This window comes from Microvirga pudoricolor, assembly GCF_016892705.1.
Classification (GTDB): domain Bacteria; phylum Pseudomonadota; class Alphaproteobacteria; order Rhizobiales; family Beijerinckiaceae; genus Microvirga; species Microvirga pudoricolor.
This window is the reverse complement of record NZ_JAFEMB010000001.1, coordinates 858,040-874,111: the sequence shown is the minus strand read 5'-3', so window position 1 is coordinate 874,111 and position 16,072 is coordinate 858,040. Positions and strand designations below refer to the sequence as shown.

At 62.3% G+C, this 16,072-nt stretch carries 14 protein-coding genes; 9 read left to right on the top strand and 5 right to left on the bottom strand.

All coding sequences use genetic code 11. The features are described from left to right. Nucleotides 1-116: 116 nt before the first annotated feature. Both purU and ILT42_RS04080 read right to left on the bottom strand, forming a co-directional pair. Entirely contained in the window at nucleotides 117-983 is an 867-nt protein-coding gene (gene purU / locus ILT42_RS04085; RefSeq protein ID WP_204214034.1) for a formyltetrahydrofolate deformylase, read from the bottom strand. 96 nt (nucleotides 984-1,079) lie between these two features. Continuing rightward, nucleotides 1,080-2,261 (bottom strand): ABC transporter substrate-binding protein, encoded by a 1,182-nt coding sequence (locus tag ILT42_RS04080; protein WP_204214033.1) that lies wholly within the window; start codon nucleotides 2,259-2,261, stop codon nucleotides 1,080-1,082. A 209-nt stretch (nucleotides 2,262-2,470) separates the two neighbouring features. On the opposite strand from ILT42_RS04080, the gene ILT42_RS04075 reads away from it, so the two are divergent. Further along, nucleotides 2,471-3,214 (top strand): GntR family transcriptional regulator, encoded by a 744-nt coding sequence (locus ILT42_RS04075; protein ID WP_204214032.1) that lies wholly within the window; start codon nucleotides 2,471-2,473, stop codon nucleotides 3,212-3,214. Nucleotides 3,215-3,304: 90 nt separating this feature from the next. Then, nucleotides 3,305-4,579: an aminomethyltransferase family protein gene (locus ILT42_RS04070; protein WP_204214031.1), complete on the top strand. Its 1,275-nt coding sequence runs from the start codon at nucleotides 3,305-3,307 to the stop codon at nucleotides 4,577-4,579. A gap of 105 nt (nucleotides 4,580-4,684) precedes the next feature. Here ILT42_RS04070 and paoC read toward each other — a convergent pair whose 3' ends face one another. From paoC to paoA, 3 genes are read right to left on the bottom strand one after another with little or no spacing between them, the layout of a single operon-like run. Beyond that, nucleotides 4,685-6,874, bottom strand: coding sequence for an aldehyde oxidoreductase molybdenum-binding subunit PaoC (paoC, locus tag ILT42_RS04065; protein ID WP_204214030.1), 2,190 nt, complete (start codon nucleotides 6,872-6,874; stop codon nucleotides 4,685-4,687). A 3-nt stretch (nucleotides 6,875-6,877) separates the two neighbouring features. Beyond that, nucleotides 6,878-7,828, bottom strand: a complete 951-nt coding sequence (locus ILT42_RS04060) for an FAD binding domain-containing protein (protein WP_204214029.1) — start codon at nucleotides 7,826-7,828, stop codon at nucleotides 6,878-6,880. After that, nucleotides 7,825-8,460, bottom strand: a complete 636-nt coding sequence (gene paoA / locus ILT42_RS04055) for an aldehyde dehydrogenase iron-sulfur subunit PaoA (RefSeq protein ID WP_204214028.1) — start codon at nucleotides 8,458-8,460, stop codon at nucleotides 7,825-7,827. The genes ILT42_RS04060 and paoA overlap by 4 nt, the downstream gene beginning before the upstream one ends. A 661-nt stretch (nucleotides 8,461-9,121) precedes the next feature. On the opposite strand from paoA, the gene ILT42_RS04050 reads away from it, so the two are divergent. From ILT42_RS04050 to ILT42_RS04020, 7 genes are all read left to right on the top strand, one after another. Continuing rightward, entirely contained in the window at nucleotides 9,122-9,820 is a 699-nt protein-coding gene (locus tag ILT42_RS04050; protein WP_204214027.1) for a GntR family transcriptional regulator, read from the top strand. After that, a complete protein-coding gene (locus tag ILT42_RS04045) occupies nucleotides 9,817-10,743 on the top strand; it encodes a dihydrodipicolinate synthase family protein (protein WP_204214026.1) in 927 nt (308 codons plus the stop codon). The genes ILT42_RS04050 and ILT42_RS04045 overlap by 4 nt, the downstream gene beginning before the upstream one ends. 64 nt (nucleotides 10,744-10,807) lie before the next feature. After that, nucleotides 10,808-11,998, top strand: a complete 1,191-nt coding sequence (locus ILT42_RS04040; protein ID WP_204214025.1) for an extracellular solute-binding protein — start codon at nucleotides 10,808-10,810, stop codon at nucleotides 11,996-11,998. Between the two features lie 214 nt (nucleotides 11,999-12,212). After that, nucleotides 12,213-13,418, top strand: coding sequence for a mandelate racemase/muconate lactonizing enzyme family protein (locus ILT42_RS04035; protein ID WP_204214024.1), 1,206 nt, complete (start codon nucleotides 12,213-12,215; stop codon nucleotides 13,416-13,418). Then, on the top strand, nucleotides 13,415-14,275 hold the full coding sequence (locus tag ILT42_RS04030) for an SMP-30/gluconolactonase/LRE family protein (protein ID WP_204214023.1): 861 nt from the start codon (nucleotides 13,415-13,417) through the stop codon (nucleotides 14,273-14,275). Before ILT42_RS04035 ends, ILT42_RS04030 begins: the two co-directional genes overlap by 4 nt. Before the next feature lie 4 nt (nucleotides 14,276-14,279). Continuing rightward, nucleotides 14,280-15,131: an NAD-dependent epimerase/dehydratase family protein gene (locus ILT42_RS04025; protein WP_204214022.1), complete on the top strand. Its 852-nt coding sequence runs from the start codon at nucleotides 14,280-14,282 to the stop codon at nucleotides 15,129-15,131. Further along, the gene (locus ILT42_RS04020) at nucleotides 15,128-16,024 is read left to right on the top strand and encodes an aldose epimerase family protein (RefSeq protein WP_204214021.1); all 897 of its coding nucleotides are present in this window, start codon (nucleotides 15,128-15,130) and stop codon (nucleotides 16,022-16,024) included. Before ILT42_RS04025 ends, ILT42_RS04020 begins: the two co-directional genes overlap by 4 nt. Nucleotides 16,025-16,072: the final 48 nt, after the last annotated feature.

Sequence of the window (16,072 nt, the reverse complement as noted above, 5' to 3'; positions counted from 1 at the left end):
GAGTGACGAGCTGGGCTCCATGTCCGGACGGGCGGCCCCCGAGATGCTGCGCACTCTCCCAAGGAGACCGCAGGGCAAATTCCGTAAGGAAGCTTGATCTCATGCCGGGCCGAAACCTATCCCGGAAAAACCACCGTCTTGCGTCCGTTCAGGATGACGCGGTCTTCCAGGTAATAGCGCACGGCCCTCGCCAGGACGCGGCGCTCAATATCCCGGCCTTTGCGAATGAGGTCGTCGGGCGTGTCACGATGGCTGATGCGTTCGACGTCCTGATCGATGATCGGCCCCTCGTCGAGGTCGGACGTCACGAAATGGGAGGTCGCTCCGATCAGCTTCACGCCACGTTCGTGAGCTTGGTGATAAGGCTTGGCCCCCTTGAAGCCGGGCAAGAACGAGTGATGAATGTTGATGCAGCGTCCGGCCAGCTTGGCCGACAATCCGTCCGAGAGGATCTGCATGTATCGCGCAAGCACAACGAGGTCGGTCCGGGTCTCACGCACCAACTCCCAAAGCTGCGCCTCCTGCTCCATCTTCGTGGTCTTCGTCACGGGCAGGTGATGAAACGGGATCGCACCAAACTCGTCATGAGCATAGCTCTCGCGGGGGTAATTCGACACGATGCCGCTGATGTCCATGGGCAGCTCGCCGATCCGCCAGCGATAGAGTAGGTCATTCAGGCAGTGGTCGAACCGCGATACCAGGAGCATGACCCGTTGTCGCCGGCTCTGGTCCTGAAGTTTCCATGCCATGTCGAAGCGGGACGATACAGGTTCGAACGCCGCCCTCAAGTCCCCGGCGGTACTCGCGTTATCGGCAGTCGCGTTGAAGACGACCCGCATGAAGAAGTGGCCGCTCTCCTCATCGTCGAATTGCTGGGCATCGAGGATGTTGAACCCGCTGTCGTAGAGGTGGGTCGACACCGCCGCGACGATGCCCGGAACGTTCCGGCACGACAGGGTCAGAACGAAGGACTGGGTCGACATGTCCGGCGGTCCTTGGAAAGGCGGTCAGGCGCTCGGTTATGGCACAGGGCGGCCCGCCTCTTGCGGAGGCGGGTCGACATGGACGGGGGCAGGCCTCTAGGGAGCCACGCCAGGATCGGCCTGAGCCTCATACGTCTCGGTCTCACGGTTGATCAGAAGGCCGCTGGCCGGGTCCTTCTCGACCACTCGCATGTAGACGTTCTGGACGATGTCCCGGGTGGCGGGATCGATCCGGATCGGGCCGCGTGGGCTTGTCCAGGCCAGGCCCTTGACGGCCTGGATGGCCTTATCGGGATCGGGTTTGCCGCCGGTGGCCTTGATCATCTCATAGAGCACGTGCGTCCCGTCATAGGCTGCGACAGCCGCCGGGTTCGATACCGCCCCCGGATGGGTCTTCGTGAGGGCTGCGACGAACGCCTTGTTCTCGGCAGAGGGATGGACGGCGGAATAGTGATAGCCCGTCTCCAGTCCCAGAGCCGCTTGGCCTTGCTCCTGGAGGTCGGTCTCTTGGGTCTCCGAGGTGCCGAGAAAGGCGATTCCCTCCTTTTTGAGGCCGTTTTCATAATAGGCTTTGACGAAGCTGTAGGTAGGGGGGCCATAGGGCAGGAAGACGAACAGGCCGTCCGGCTTCTGCGCCCGGATGCGCTGGAGGATCGGCGTGAAATCGGTAGTGTTGAGCGGCATGCGGATCGCCTCGACGACCTGGCCGCCCCCCGCCTCGAAGGTCTTCTTGAAAGCCGCCTCCGAGTCGACGCCAGGCCCATAATCGGCGACCGCCGTAACGACCCGTCTGATCCCCTTCTTGAGGGCATTCTTCGCCACGGGGATCGTCACCTGCGGCAGGGTATTGGAGGTGCGCACGAAGTAGTCGGACTTGCTCACGACGGCGGAGGCCGAGGCGTTGAAGATCACGGTGGGGATCTTGGCCTGGCTGGCAAGTGGAGCGACCGCAAGGGCGTTGGGGGTGAACACGAAGCCCGCGAGGTACTGAACCTTGTCCTTGACGATGAGCTCCTGGGCGATCGCCCGCGACTTCTGGGGGTCGGTTTGGGGCAGATCCTTGAAGATCCATTCGATCTTGATGTCCGGCGAGGGCTCGCCGTGCTGGGCCACATAGGTTTCGACCCCTTGGCGGAAGGGGGTTCCGAAGGATCCTGCGAAGGGGCCTGAGAAGGGCCCGATCACGCCGACCTTCACGGTCTCGGCCGACGATGCAGTACCGGTCAATGCCAGTACGGCAAGCGCGCTACCGATCCAGACGCAACGCCTGATGCCCATGTTTCGCTCCCGTGCATTTGAGGTTTTAGCGTTCGTAGCGTATACGTATAGCTGTTTAACGGTCAACAATATCCCTTGGTATGAGCCAATCTTAACCTACAGAGATGTTCACCAAGAGATAAACCGTATACATAGCGAATGCTGAAGGTCTCGATGAGCTCATTGATGGCTTAGAGGGCGAAGGACCGAATGAAGCTGGAGAAAACCGCATGAGCGACGATTCGCAGTCTCAGACGCTCAGGGCCATCCTGGGCTTGCGCGGCATGATTATCGATGGCGAATTGCCTCCCGGTTCCCGCGTTTCGGAGACCGTGGTGGTGGAGGCGCTGGGAGTCTCCCGCACGCCAGCCCGCATGGCGCTGGTTCGGGTCAAGGATGAAGGGCTGCTTGAGCAGCTGCCCAGTGGAGGTTTCGTCGTCAGCAGCTTCACGGAGGGCGAACTCCTGGACGCTATCGAGATTCGCGGAACCCTGGAGGGCATGGCGGCCCGCTTCGCGGCCGAACGGGGCGCGCCATCCTCGGTCCTGGGCCAGATGGAGCGCTGCGTGGCCGACCTGGATCGAGTGGTATCGAAGCTCGATGACACCCTCGATCTCGACGATTACATGATTTTGAATGATCGCTTCCACGAGCTCCTGCTCGAAGCCTCCGGAAGCGCGATGGTCACGCGTTCCCTGGACAGGATCAAAAGCCTCCCGTTCGCGGCTCCCAACGCCTTCGTGAAGTCGTCGGGTTCGGACAGCCCCCAGGTCAAGACCATCCTGTCCGTCGCGCAGGACCAGCACCGCTATATCCTGGAGGCGATCCGCAATCGCCAAGGAACGCGCGCTCAGGCACTGGCCATCGAGCACTCCTTCTCGGCCACGAAGTATCTGCGCTTGGCTCTGGAGAGCGAAAGATCGTTGGAGAATGTCCCGATCCTGCGGCTTCTGCGGCTGCGGACAGTGGGCTGACGTCAGACCTTCCGAAGCGGTCCGACGCCCGGGCACCCAGAGCCTGCGGCATTCGCGGCAGCCGACAAACTCATACGACAGGGAAGACCGATGAACATTCAGGAAATGCGCAGGACGCCGGCCGGTTACTTCACCACGCGGTGGGGCCTGCCCGAATACACCGACTGGATCGACGAGAGCATGTCCTGGAAGGAAAATTGCTATATCGGCGACTGGTCCTTCCTGTGGGAGCGGCGCTTTCGCGGGCCGGATGCTCTCAAACTGTTCTCCGACACGTCGGTCAACTCATTTGCCAAGTTCGACATCAATCAGTCCAAGCACGTCATCCATACGACGGAACAGGGCAAGGTCATCGCCGAGGGAATCCTGACGCGGCTGGGCGACGATGAGTTCATGCTCTTCGGCCGGGGCACGTTCTGGGTCGATTACAAGCTGCGTCACGGCACCTACAACGCGACGTCCCAGGTGGATGACTGGTTCAACTTCCAGGTCTCGGGTCCCAAAGCTCTGGCGGTCGTCGAAAAGGCATCGGGCCAGAATCTGCGCGACATCAAGTTCATGCGCAACGGTAACATCACGATCAACGGTCGCGACGTCCTGGCCTTGCGTCAGGGCATGGCGGGAGAACCGGGCTTCGAGCTCCAGGGACCGACGGAATACGCGGCCGAGATCTATGACGCCATCCTGAAGGCCGGAGAGGAATTCGGCATCCGCCGCCTCGGTGGCCGTGCGGCATTCATCAACCACCTCGAGGCCTGCTTTCCCACCATTGTCACAGACTACCTCCCGGCGATCTTCCATGACGAGATGAAGGAATATCTGGCCGAGTTCAAGGCGGCGATGCCCGGCTTTGCCTCGACCTTCAACATCGCGGGCAGCTTCGAAGCCGACGACGTCTCGGCGTGGTACCGGTCTCCCGTCGAACTCGGCTGGGCCAAGAACATCAAATTCGACCACGACTTCATCGGCCGGGAAGCCCTCGAACATGAAGTGGCCAACCCGAAGAGGGTCATGCGAACGCTGGTCTGGAACCCGGACGACGTCGTGGACGTCTACGCATCCCTGTTTCGCAAGGATCGGCCCTACCACTTCATGGAGATGCCGCGGGATCAGCGTGGCTTCATGTACGCCGACAAGGTGGTGCAGAACGGGGTGGAAGTCGGGGTGTCGACCTCGCGCGGTTACAGCTATTACTTCCGCGAGATGCTCTCCCTGTGCACGATCTCGGTCGAGAAGAGCGAGCCCGGTACTCAGGTGGACGTCGTGTGGGGCAACCCCGGTGAACCACAGAAGACCGTCAGGGCGACGGTGGCGCCGGCACCATACAAGGAGGATCACCGCCGCGTCGACTTGGCCAAGTTCTGATTGCCCATCGCCTAACTTACGCCAACCGTCGCAAGCGGGACTGCTATGCCCCGCTTGCCCGTCGTCCGGCGCGCCTGCTCTGCAAAGCGCTGCCTGAAGCCCCTCTCACGCTGCGCCGGGGAGTTGGGTGATCAGCTTGTCGAGAGTGATCGGGTAGTTTCTCACGCGGATGCCGGTCGCGTTGTAGACCGCATTCGCGACCGCCGCGCCGACCCCGCACAGACCAAGTTCGCCAACGCCCTTCGCCTTCATGGGTGAGGACATCACGTCGACCTCGTCGAGGAATATCACCTCCTGGTGGGGAATATCCGCATGCACGGGCACTTCGTAGCCCGCGAGATCGTGATTGACGAAGAAACCGCGCCGCGTATCGACGGCGAGCTCTTCCATCAGGGCGCCACCCACACCCATGGTCATCGCGCCGATCACTTGGCTGCGGGCGGTTTTCGGGTTGAGGATGCGGCCCGCCGAGCAGACCGATAGCATGCGTCGCACCCGCGTTTCGGCCGTTGCCGCATCGACGCCCACCTCCACGAAGTGGGCCGCGAACGTTGACTGCTGATGCGTCTTCCTCAGATCCCCGAACTCGATCGTATCCTCCACGACGACCTCACCGTTGCTGGCGGCCTGGGTCAAGGGTGCCCGCCGGTCTCCCGACCGGACTTCGCCGTCGGCAAAGACACAGTCCTTGGAGTTAAAGCCGAGCCTCTGCGCCACAGTCTCACGCAACTTCACGCAAGCCGCATACACACCGGCGGTCGCGCTGTTGGCACCCCACTGGCCGCCGGAGCCTGCCGCGGCCGGGAACGTCGAATCGCCAAGTCTGACCTCGACCCGCTCGATCGGAAGGCCCATCATCTCAGCCGCTGTCTGGGCGATGATCGTATAACTGCCGGTACCGATATCGGTCATGTCGGTCTCGACCGTCACGACGCCGCGACCGTCGAGCCTGACCCGGGCGCCTGACTTCATGGTCAGGTTGTTGCGAAACCCGGCGGCAACTCCGATGCCCTTGAGCCAGCGTCCCTCCCGTACGGTCGCAGGGCGGGCGTTGCGGGCCGACCAGCCGAAGCGCTCCGCGCCGATACGCAGACATTCCACAAGTTGACGATGGGAGAAAGGCCGGTTCGGATTGCCGGGATCGACCTGCGTGTCGTTGATGACCCGAAAATCAATCGGATCGAGCCCGAGCCTCTCGGCCATCTCGTCCATGGCGATCTCGAGCGCCATCAAGCCGGGAGCTTCGCCCGGCGCCCGCATGGCATTCCCCTCAGGCAGGTCGAGCGTTGCCAAGCGGGTGCCTGTCAGGCGGTGGGCGCCCGCATAGAGCAACTTCGTCTGATCCACCGCGTTCTCGGGCTCGCCGTCCGGCAGGTTGCCTGACCATCCCTCGTGAGCAATGGCCGTGATCTTGCCGCCCCGTTCGGCACCAATCCTGATCCGTTGGATGGTGGCCGGCCGGTGGGTCGTGTTATTCATGAGAAACGGCCTGGGCAGCGCGATCTTCACGGGACGCCCGGTTGCGCGAGCGCCAAGGGCCGCCAGGATCATGTCCGACCGAACGAATAGCTTCGACCCGAACCCGCCGCCGATATAAGGAGAGACGACGCGCACGTCCGCGGGTGGGATCTTGAGGGTTTTCGCGATGTCCTCGACACTCCAGGCAATCATCTGGTTGGATGTCCAGATCGTGAGCTTGTCGCCATCCCAGGAGGCGAGGGACGCATGCGGTTCCATCATCGCATGCGACTGGTCCGGCGTTGTGTACGTTTCGTCGAGCCGCACGGCCGCGTTTGCGAAAGCCGTTTCGAACTCACCGACCTTGTCGTCCGACCCGGTCGGTCCCAGGCCCTCTCTTTCGGCAGCTAGGTCAAACTTGCCGTCCGCCGCTTGGTACGTCACCTGGATGAGAGAGGCAGCTGCGCGGGCCTGCTCGAAACTCTCTGCCACCACGATAGCGATGGCTTGATGGTAATGCTCGATGTCGGGGCCGCCCAGGAGCGTCGCGACATTGCGGGAGCCCTTGCCCAGTTCGCCGGCCTCTTCGGCCGTTACGACCGTCACGACTCCCGGTGCGGCCCGGGCGCGCGAGAGGTCCATGGAGACGATCCGACCTTTGGCAATCGTCGACCCGACCGGGTAGCCGTAGGCCAGCCGCGAATCCGGATCGTGCCATTCATAGGCATAGGTCGCGGTGCCCGTGACCTTGAGAGGGCCGTCGACCCTGTCGACCGCCTGGCCCACGACCTTGAGCTGGTCGATCGGGTTCGTCGTCTCCGGCTTGTCGAATTTCATGGCTCAGCTCCTCGTCTCGTCCAATACGGAACCGAGCGCTCGCTCGACCAACGGCATTTTGAAAGCGTTATCATGCGTGGGCTTTGCGCCTGCCAGCAACCGTTCGGCCGCTGCCTTCGCCCCCCGAGGGAGCTCGGCCTCGGCGGCCTCGACTCGCCAGGGCTTGTGCGCGATGCCACCCACGGCCACGCGGCCGGTTCCATCCTGCTGCAGGACCGTCGCCACCGACACCAGGGCGAAGGCATAGGAGGCGCGGTCGCGAACCTTGCGATAGACGTGCTTTCCGCCGACCGGGGACGGCAGGGTGACCGCCGTGATGAATTCGCCTGGTTCCAGTACAGTTTCGATATGGGGCGTATCGCCCGGCAGGCGGTGGAACTCCGCGATGGGGATCCGGCGCGTCGTGGCATCCGGCTTGACCGTCTCGATCGTCGCGTCGAGAACGCGAAGACCCACGGCCATGTCGGACGGATTGGTGGCAATGCAGGCCTCGCTCGTGCCGACGATGCCCAACTGACGCGAGAATCCCCCGATGGCGGAGCAGCCCGAGCCGGGCTGACGCTTGTTGCAGGGTTGAGCCGTGTCGTAGAAATAGGGGCACCGGGTCCGCTGAAGGAGATTGCCGGCCGTCGTTGCCCGATTGCGGAGCTGCCCGGAGGCGCCGGCGAGGATCGCCCGCGAGAGCACGCCGTAATCGCGCCGCACCCGCTCATCGGCGGCGAGATCGGTATTTCGCACCAATGCTCCGATCCGCAAACCGCCCTCGGGTATGGTTTCGATCGTGTCGAGCCCCAGCCCGTTCACGTCGATCAGGTGGGAGGGCGTTTCGATCTCGAGCTTCATCAGATCGAGCAGGTTCGTGCCGCCCGCGATGAACTTCGCGCCGGGGTTGGCAGCGGCCGCAGCAGCCGCCTGGACGGGGGATGCGGCTCGTTCGTAGGTGAAGGCTCTCATCCTTGCCTCCCGGCGACTTCCGTCATGGCCTCGACAATGTTCGAATAGGCTCCACATCGGCAGATGTTGCCGCTCATCCGCTCTCGGATCTCCTCGTCGCTCGCCGTGACCGGCTGCATGAGGTCGGGCGTCACATGGCTCGGGATTCCAGCCTTGATCTCGCCCAGCACGGCTACACCGGAACAGATCTGTCCGGGCGTGCAGTAGCCACACTGGTATCCGTCATGCTTGATGAAAGCTGCCTGCATGGGATGAAGCTGATCGGGTGCGCCGAGGCCTTCGATCGTGGTGATCTCCATGCCTTCGTTCATGATCGCGAGCGTGAGGCAGGAATTGACGCGGCGTCCGTCGATGAGAACCGTGCAGGCACCGCACTGGCCGTGATCGCACCCCTTCTTGGATCCGGTGAGGTGCAGATGCTCGCGCAGGGCGTCGAGAAGGGTCGTGCGGGTGTCGAGTTCAAGGGCGTGGGCCTGACCATTGACGGTCAGCGATATGTTCGACAAGGCGGCTCCTCCGGTTGAATTTGGCTGGGCTTTTACCGCAGCAGGGACGGCGGTCATGGCCGCCAAGGTGCTCCCGCCGACCATCAGGTCGCGACGGTTGAGTTCAAAATCGTGGGGGACCGACATGGCGGGTCGAAGCTCCTTGCGTAGAGGGGCTGGCGGTCTATCGCAGGCGGGGGCGCCACCTGATTCATGGACACAAATTGCGTCTGGTTGGAATTAGTCTAGGGTAAGGCCTGCGGAAAGATTGTGCCGCCACTAGGATGGAGTGCTGTCCGAGACCAGCGAGCGGTCCCGCCACCCATGCAAAGCAGTCGACCTTCATCGAGACGCTTGGCCGTCCCCGGAGTCAGATTACGGACTGAAAGGACTGACTCACGATGTCGTGACGCAGAGCCGGTCCAGGGGCTATCTTAGGATAGAGCCAGGGGAGGCGAATTTGCAGTCTGGCGGGCAGGGCCGAGCGGTTGCCCATTGTAAGAGGGAGGCGCTGCCCTGATGCAAGGCAATCGCGGCGGATCGTGCCGCAGGCCGCCGACCCCGTTCAAAAGTGTGCAGCCGCAAGGACTTGTGTACAGGCTCCCGCGGGACGCACTTGTTTCAGGCCATATATGCAACCGCATAATATTTGAAGGTTGTCTTCACCAGATCGCCGCCGCTATGTTCCGCTTATGTTCTAGAACAATACAGCCTGGCAAATCGTAAGAACGCTATTCGATAAAAATCTGATGCTTGATATATCAGATTTCAATGCTTAGGATGTTTATCAGGTCGAGCAAGAGGCATCATGGCGGAGAGTGAACGGGTCGTCCCGGTCCATCCTATCTTTCTGGCAAATCTGCGCGATCATGTGCATCACAATCTCCGTGACGCAATCGTCGCAGGGCGATTCCAGGACGGAGAGCGCCTCAGCGAGCGCGACTTGGCGCGCGAACTTGGGGTCAGCACGACGCCGCTGAAGGAAGCGCTCAGGCAACTCGAATCCGAGGGCCTCGTCCGAACCGAGGCTCGTAGAGGGGTTTATGTCACCTTCGGCGCACAGCAGGCGGAGGAGATGTCCCTCGCACGAGCCGCTCTGGAAAGCATGATCGCGCGTCTGGCCGCCAAACGGGCTGAGCCCAGCGACGTCGAGCGGCTGAGAGATCTCGTCCGGCGCATGGAGGGGGCGACGGCCGCAGGCGATATCACCCTCCTCATCGACCTCAACGAGGCGTTTCATGGTCATATCCATGAGGCGTCGGGCTGCGACTACCTCTGCCGGCTTCAAGCCAAGCAGCAGATGTACAATCACACGATCAGAGTCGGACTGCTTGGCGAAGCGGAAGAGCGGGGTCTTGCGCTCGGCGAGCACAGAGCCATCGCGGAGGCGATCGCAACAGGTGACCAAGACGCTGCGGAACGGATCATGCGCGATCATGTCGTGCGGTCCGGCCAACGGCACGTCCAGACCGTATTCGGCGCAACGCGCCTGGGAGACACGATATGACGATGGAACGTGTGCGCGCCTCATTGCACGGCATTTCCGGTATTCACGTTACGCCCTATTCGCAGGATGGAGGGCTCAACGAAGCCCTCGTGCGGCAGATCGTTCGGCGGATCGCCGATGCCGGCATTCACAACATCGTGTCTGGCGGTAACACCGGTGAATTTTTCAGCCTGACATATGACGAAGTGGTGCGCTTGCAGGCTGTCGCGCTCGAAGCGATGGGTCCGAACGCCGTGCGCACGGCTGCCGTCGGCCGGTCTCTGTCAGAAGCCATAGCGACCGGCCGACATGCGATTGCGGCCGGCGCCGAGGCTTTGATGATTCATCATCCCCTCGATCCCTTTGCGGCGCCCAGCGCCCAAAGCGCATACTTCCTGTCGATCGCGGAAGCCGCCACTGTCCCGGTGATGGCCTATCTTCGGTCCGATGCGCTCCCCGTCTCGGAATTGGTCCGCATCGCCCTGCATCCGAATGTGGCAGGCATCAAGTTCGCGACCCAGAACCTGATGCTTCTGGCGGAGTGTATCCGGGGAACGGAGGGCTCGCCGGCGGTATGGGTGTGCGGGCTTGCCGAAGGCTGGGCTCCGGCTTTCTACGCGATGGGTGCGAGAGGCTTTACGTCGGGATTGGTGAACGTGGATCCGGAGCGATCTCTTGAGATCTGGCGGGCACTGGACGAAGGTCGCTATGCCGACGCGCGAGGACTCATCTCTCCCATCGCGGCATTCGAGACGCTGCGCACAGGGCACAACAACGGTGCGAATGTGACCGTGGTCAAGGAAGCCCTGATGCTTGAGGGATGGGACGTTGGGGCCGTGCGCCTGCCGGGCCTGCCCCGGCTTTCCGAAGCGGACCGTACGAAGCTCGCATCGGTTCTGTCGGATCTAGGGCGGCCCGTCGGACTGCCTTCGGCAGCTGAGTAAATATCTGAAATGACAAGAACAGGCGTTCGAACGCCGGAAGATCCGAGCATCTGGAGAGGGAAACATGACGAAAAATCCGCGTGATCTGTCGCGCCGCCACGTATTGGGCGGTGCTCTTGGTTTGGCCGGTGCGGCAGGCCTGAACCTCCCTGCATTGGCGCAGGTGGCAAAGCCAAAGAGCCCCCTTTCGATCAATATCATCGATGCGGCCGGAAATCTGGCGCTCACCCAGCCGGCATTCGACAACTACCGGAAGGCCAACCCGGACCTGATCTCGCGGATGACCTTCACCAAGGCGCCGTCCCCCGAGCTCCCAGGCAAGATTCGTGCACAGCAATCGGCCAACCGCGTCGACATCGATCTCGTCATCATCGGGCCCGACGCCCTCTCGGCAGGACTCGCGGACGACATCTACCTCAACGTCGTCGAGGAGCATCGAAAATCGCTCCCGGACCTTCAGGCGATCTATCTTGATCCCGCATGGCGCATGCAGGAGCTCGCGAAGGGACGCGGGGTCGTCGTCAGCTACTACCCGTCGGGCCCGCTGCTCGAATATGCCCCGGATCGCGTGAAGACGCCACCGACGACCGCCGAGGAACTCCTTGCCTGGGCGAAGCAAAATCCGAAGAAGTTCATCTATGCGCGTCCGGCCAATTCCGGTCCCGGCCGCACGTTCCTGATGGGGCTCCCGTATCTCCTCGGGGATTCGAACCCGAAAGATCCGATGAAAGGCTGGGACAAGACCTGGGCCTACCTGAAGGAACTGAACAGCGCGATCGAATACTATCCGGCCGGCACCACGGCTACGATGAAGGAGTTCGGCGACGGCACCCGCGATATGCTGGTGACGACCACGGGCTGGGACATCAATCCCCGAGTTCTCGGCATTGTGCCGAAAGAGGCTAAGGTTGCTTCCCTCAAAGGCTTCCACTGGGTCGTGGATGCCCACTACCTCAGCATCCCGAAGGGCGTAGCCGCCGAGCGGATCCCGGTTCTCGTCGACTTGATCGGACACATGCTCAAGAAAGACCAGCAGGCCTATGCTTATGACGAAGGCTATTTCTATCCGGGCCCGGCGGTGAAGGACGTGCCGCTCTCGATGGCTCCTCAGTCGAGCCAGGATGCGATCCGCGAATACGGCCGCCCGGAATACGAGAAGCTCATCGCCGACAATCCCAAAGAGCTGCCGCTCGAGCCCGAGCAACTCGTCCAAGCCTTCCGGCGATGGGATGAGGAGATCGGGTCGAAAAAGTAATGGCCCATGACCGCGCTCGCTCCAGCAAAGCGAGCGCGGTTGCCCCTGATTTCCATGGCCGGACAATTCAGGCTTACCTGAGCGATATGAAATTTGCCGCGGGCTGGGCCGGGGAGGCGGCCCCTCTTCTGAACTGATGTCAGAGGCAAGCTCCCCGGTGATCCTATCAAGGCCAGGAGCGTAACGACAGCTTGGCATCTGCGGAACTTTGAATATGAAGATAACAGCTCTCGAGACAATCCAACTTCCCCACCTCAATAATATCCTCTGGCTACGCATTCACACTGACGAAGGATTGATCGGTCTCGGAGAAACGTTCCGCGGTGCGGATGCGGTCGCCACCTATCTGCATCGCGAGGTTGCGCCCATTCTCGTCGGTCGAGATCCCCTGGAGATCGACGCGATCTCGAAGACACTCACCGAGACTTATGTCGGATTCCGCTCTTCAGGGGTGGAAATGAGAGCGGCCTCGGCTGTCGACATCGCCTTGTGGGATCTGTTCGGGAAAGCCGTCGGACAACCCGTGCATCAGCTGCTCGGCGGTCTGTCGCGCCCCCGCATCCGGACTTACAACACCTGCGCCGGATACACGTACAACAAGTCCGGCGCGCGCCGCTATATCGGCGACCGGGATACCCCTGCCGAAGGCCCATACGAGGATCAGATCGCGTTCACCCGCGATGCCGGCGCCCTGGCTCAGAGCCTTCTCGAAGAGGGGATCACGGCCATGAAGATCTGGCCGTTCGACCCTTACGCGGTGACGAGCGGCGGCAATTTCATTCACCGGTCGGATCTCGACAAGGCGCTGGAGCCGTTCCGGCTGATCCGCGACGCGGTGGGTGACAAGATGGAGGTGATGGTTGAACTCCATTCCATGTGGGATCTTCCCTCCGCCCTTGCGATCGCCAGGGGATTGCAGGAGTTTCGGCCCTTCTGGGCGGAGGATCCGATCAAGATGCAGGATCCTGAAGCCCTGGCGACGTATGCCATGCGGTCCGGCCTGCCGGTCTGCGCCAGCGAGACCGTGGCGACGCGCTCTCAGTTTCTCGAACTGCTCCGCAAGGGGGCGGCCGACTATGTCATGCTCGATGTCTCTTGGTGTGGCGGCCTGAGCGAAGCCAAGAAGATCGCCACCATGGCGGAAGCCTTCCAACGCCCCGTCGCTCCACACGATTGCACCGGACCGGTGGTGTTCGCAGCCTCGATCCATCTCTCCCTGAACCTACCAAACGCCATCTTTCAGGAATCGGTCAGGGCCTATTACAGCTCTTGGTATCGGGACCTCGTCACGGTGATGCCGCGTATCGTGGACGGCCACATCCATCCCTTCGAAGGTTCAGGGCTCGGACTCGAACTCAGCCCCTTCGTGCTTGACAATCCGGATGCCGTCATTCGGCGAACCGGCAGAGGGGACCTGTGATCCCGTTCCGGCAACTTGGATCTCTGCGCAGCCAGGTCGGCGAATCGCCGGTCTGGGATGACAGGCGCGGTGTGCTGTTCCTGTGTGACATCCTCGGGCCGGCGATCCATCGAGTGGCATTGGACGGCACCCTGGAAGGGAGCTGGCAGTTCGACCGCGCGGTCGGGGCCTTGGGTTTGACCGAGAGCGGCCGGCTCGTCGTCGCGCTCGGTCGCGACATTGCGGTCTTCGATCCGGAGACGGGAGAAACGTCTCCACTGGCAAAGGCTCCAGAACCCGAAACGAACCGCCTCAATGACGGCAAGGTCGGTCCAGACGGATGCTTCTACGTCGGCAGCATGGACGATCGGCCCTCGAAGGAGCCGCTTGGGTCGCTCTACCGCGTTCGCGCCGACGGATCGGTGGAGAGGGTCGCGCAAGGCTTCAAGGTCTCGAACGGCCTCGCTTGGTCTCCTGACGGGCGCCGGCTGTATCACAGCGACTCGAGAGGGCCGACCATCGAGACCTACACGTTCGATCCGGTGAGTGGAGCCCTGTCGGACCGCCGGAGGTTCGCGGACTTGGACGATGCCGCCGGCAGGCCCGACGGAGGTGCCTGCGACCGGGAGGGCTGTTACTGGAGCGCCGGCGTCTCGGCCGGCGTGCTGAATCGTTTCGATCCCGGCGGACGGCTGATCGATCGCTGTCCCGTCCCAGTGCAGGCCCCGACGATGCCCTGCTTCTGCGGCCCAGATCTGCGCCTTCTTGCGGTAACCTCCCTTCGCATCGGCCTCGACGGGGACGGAGCCGACGGCGGTATCTTCATCGCCGAATCGGCGGTTGCCGGAGCAGCCGTCGCCCGGATGAAAGGTCTTTAGATCGATGGTCGGGAATAGTATCGAAGCGGGAGAAGGGGCGGGGCGTCCGCATGCGAAGCGGATTCTCGTAACCGGGGCGTCGGGGACGCTTGGACGAGTCATCGTGCCGGGCCTCGCGCAGGCTGGATTCCGGCTGCAGTTGAACGATCTCGCGCATTTTCCCGATGAATTGCCGGACGGGGTCGACTTCGTCGCCGCCGATCTCACTGACCAAGGAGCATTGGCGGCGGCCTGTCCGGAGGACGTTACGGACATCATTCATTTCGGCGGTATCAATACCGAGCTGTCGTCGAAGGCGATCCTCGATGCCAACATTCTAGGATCCCTGAACGTCTTTGAAGTCGCCCGAATGCGGGAGGCTAGGGTGATCTACGCGAGTTCAAACCATACGATAGGGTTTCATCCCCGCGGCGCAACGCTGACGATCGATGATCCCTATCGTCCCGACGGCTATTACGGGCTCTCCAAAGCCTATGTCGAGCTACTGGGACGGTTGTTCTACGACAAGCACGGGGTCGAGAGCGTGCATCTCCGGATCGGATCCTGTGTGCCGGAGCCGGTCGACACGCGGCATCTGGCCACGTGGCTGTCCTACCCGGATCTCGTCCGGCTGATGATCGCCGCTCTGACAGTGCCGAACCCGGGTTATGCGGTTGTCTGGGGCATATCGCGCAACACGCGACGCTGGTGGATCGGTGACGATGCACAGCGCATCGGCTACTTCCCACAGGATGACGCCGAGGCCTATGCGGATCGGGTCAATGCAGAGACGGGCGAAGCCGTCTCCTTGGCGTTCCAGGGTGCATCGCATTGTGCCATCGGATACACACGAGACGAACCGGGTGAGAGGCTGTGACCCAGGTCAACCTTTCAGCCCAAGGTTTCCGCCTGTCCGTTGCGCCTGATTTCGGCGCCAACATCACGGGCCTGGATTGGATCGACGAGGCAGGGCGCGCGGTTTCCATTTTGCGATCCTGCAGCGACGATCAACTCGTGCCCCATGCGCCATCGCCCGTGGGATGCTTTCCGATGGCTCCATTCGCCAACCGCATCGACGGCGGAATCTTCGCTTTCGGAGGACGCACGCATCGGCTTCCTGTCAACCGCCCGGACGAGAATGTCGCTATCCACGGACTGTCCCGGTTCGAGCGATTCGAACGGATCTCGCAGACCGATTCGAGCCTGCGTCTCCTTCATCGGTGCCGGCACGATGTCTTTTCCTACGATCTCGTCCAGGCGATCAAGCTCGACCCGTCAGGCGTGTCCGTTCAGTTGACCATCCTGAACCGCGGCGACAGGATGCCCTTCGGACTGGGGCTGCACCCCTACTTCGTGCGCGAGGAGGCTGCGAGCCTTCAATTCCACGCGTCCTCCCTGTCGCAGGCTGAAGAGCGCCATCTGCCGTCCCGCTTCATCTCCAGTCACTCGGGACCACCGTTTGCGGCCGGAGCGCTCCTGGACGGGCTCGAGGACTTCGACGGTCACTATGCCGGTTGGGAACCGCGCCGTGTCGTACTGGAGCGACCCGGAGCCGGGATACGGGTGAGCCTGTGCGCGACGGATGCGTTCTCGAACCTCCATGTCTATGTGCCACCCGGAGGCGATGCCGTCTGCATCGAGCCCGTCAGTCATGTTCCGAATGTGCATAACCAGGCCAAGCTCGCCAGCTTTGGCGACCTCGTCGAACTGAACTCCGGCGACGCATTGAGCGGCAGCATGCACGTTTCGGTGTCCCAACTGAGAGCCTGACCTCCGGGCGGCCTCTCCCGCTTTGTGGGATGGCCTCTGTCCCCTGGA

Coding starts and splice junctions, on each gene's coding strand:
- purU (WP_204214034.1), bottom strand. CDS start 983: ATGTCGACCCAGTCCTTCGTTCTGACCCTGTCGTGCCGGAACGTTCCG.
- ILT42_RS04080 (WP_204214033.1), bottom strand. CDS start 2,261: ATGGGCATCAGGCGTTGCGTCTGGATCGGTAGCGCGCTTGCCGTACTG.
- ILT42_RS04075 (WP_204214032.1), top strand. CDS start 2,471: ATGAGCGACGATTCGCAGTCTCAGACGCTCAGGGCCATCCTGGGCTTG.
- ILT42_RS04070 (WP_204214031.1), top strand. CDS start 3,305: ATGAACATTCAGGAAATGCGCAGGACGCCGGCCGGTTACTTCACCACG.
- paoC (WP_204214030.1), bottom strand. CDS start 6,874: ATGAAATTCGACAAGCCGGAGACGACGAACCCGATCGACCAGCTCAAG.
- ILT42_RS04060 (WP_204214029.1), bottom strand. CDS start 7,828: ATGAGAGCCTTCACCTACGAACGAGCCGCATCCCCCGTCCAGGCGGCT.
- paoA (WP_204214028.1), bottom strand. CDS start 8,460: ATGTCGGTCCCCCACGATTTTGAACTCAACCGTCGCGACCTGATGGTC.
- ILT42_RS04050 (WP_204214027.1), top strand. CDS start 9,122: ATGGCGGAGAGTGAACGGGTCGTCCCGGTCCATCCTATCTTTCTGGCA.
- ILT42_RS04045 (WP_204214026.1), top strand. CDS start 9,817: ATGACGATGGAACGTGTGCGCGCCTCATTGCACGGCATTTCCGGTATT.
- ILT42_RS04040 (WP_204214025.1), top strand. CDS start 10,808: ATGACGAAAAATCCGCGTGATCTGTCGCGCCGCCACGTATTGGGCGGT.
- ILT42_RS04035 (WP_204214024.1), top strand. CDS start 12,213: ATGAAGATAACAGCTCTCGAGACAATCCAACTTCCCCACCTCAATAAT.
- ILT42_RS04025 (WP_204214022.1), top strand. CDS start 14,280: ATGGTCGGGAATAGTATCGAAGCGGGAGAAGGGGCGGGGCGTCCGCAT.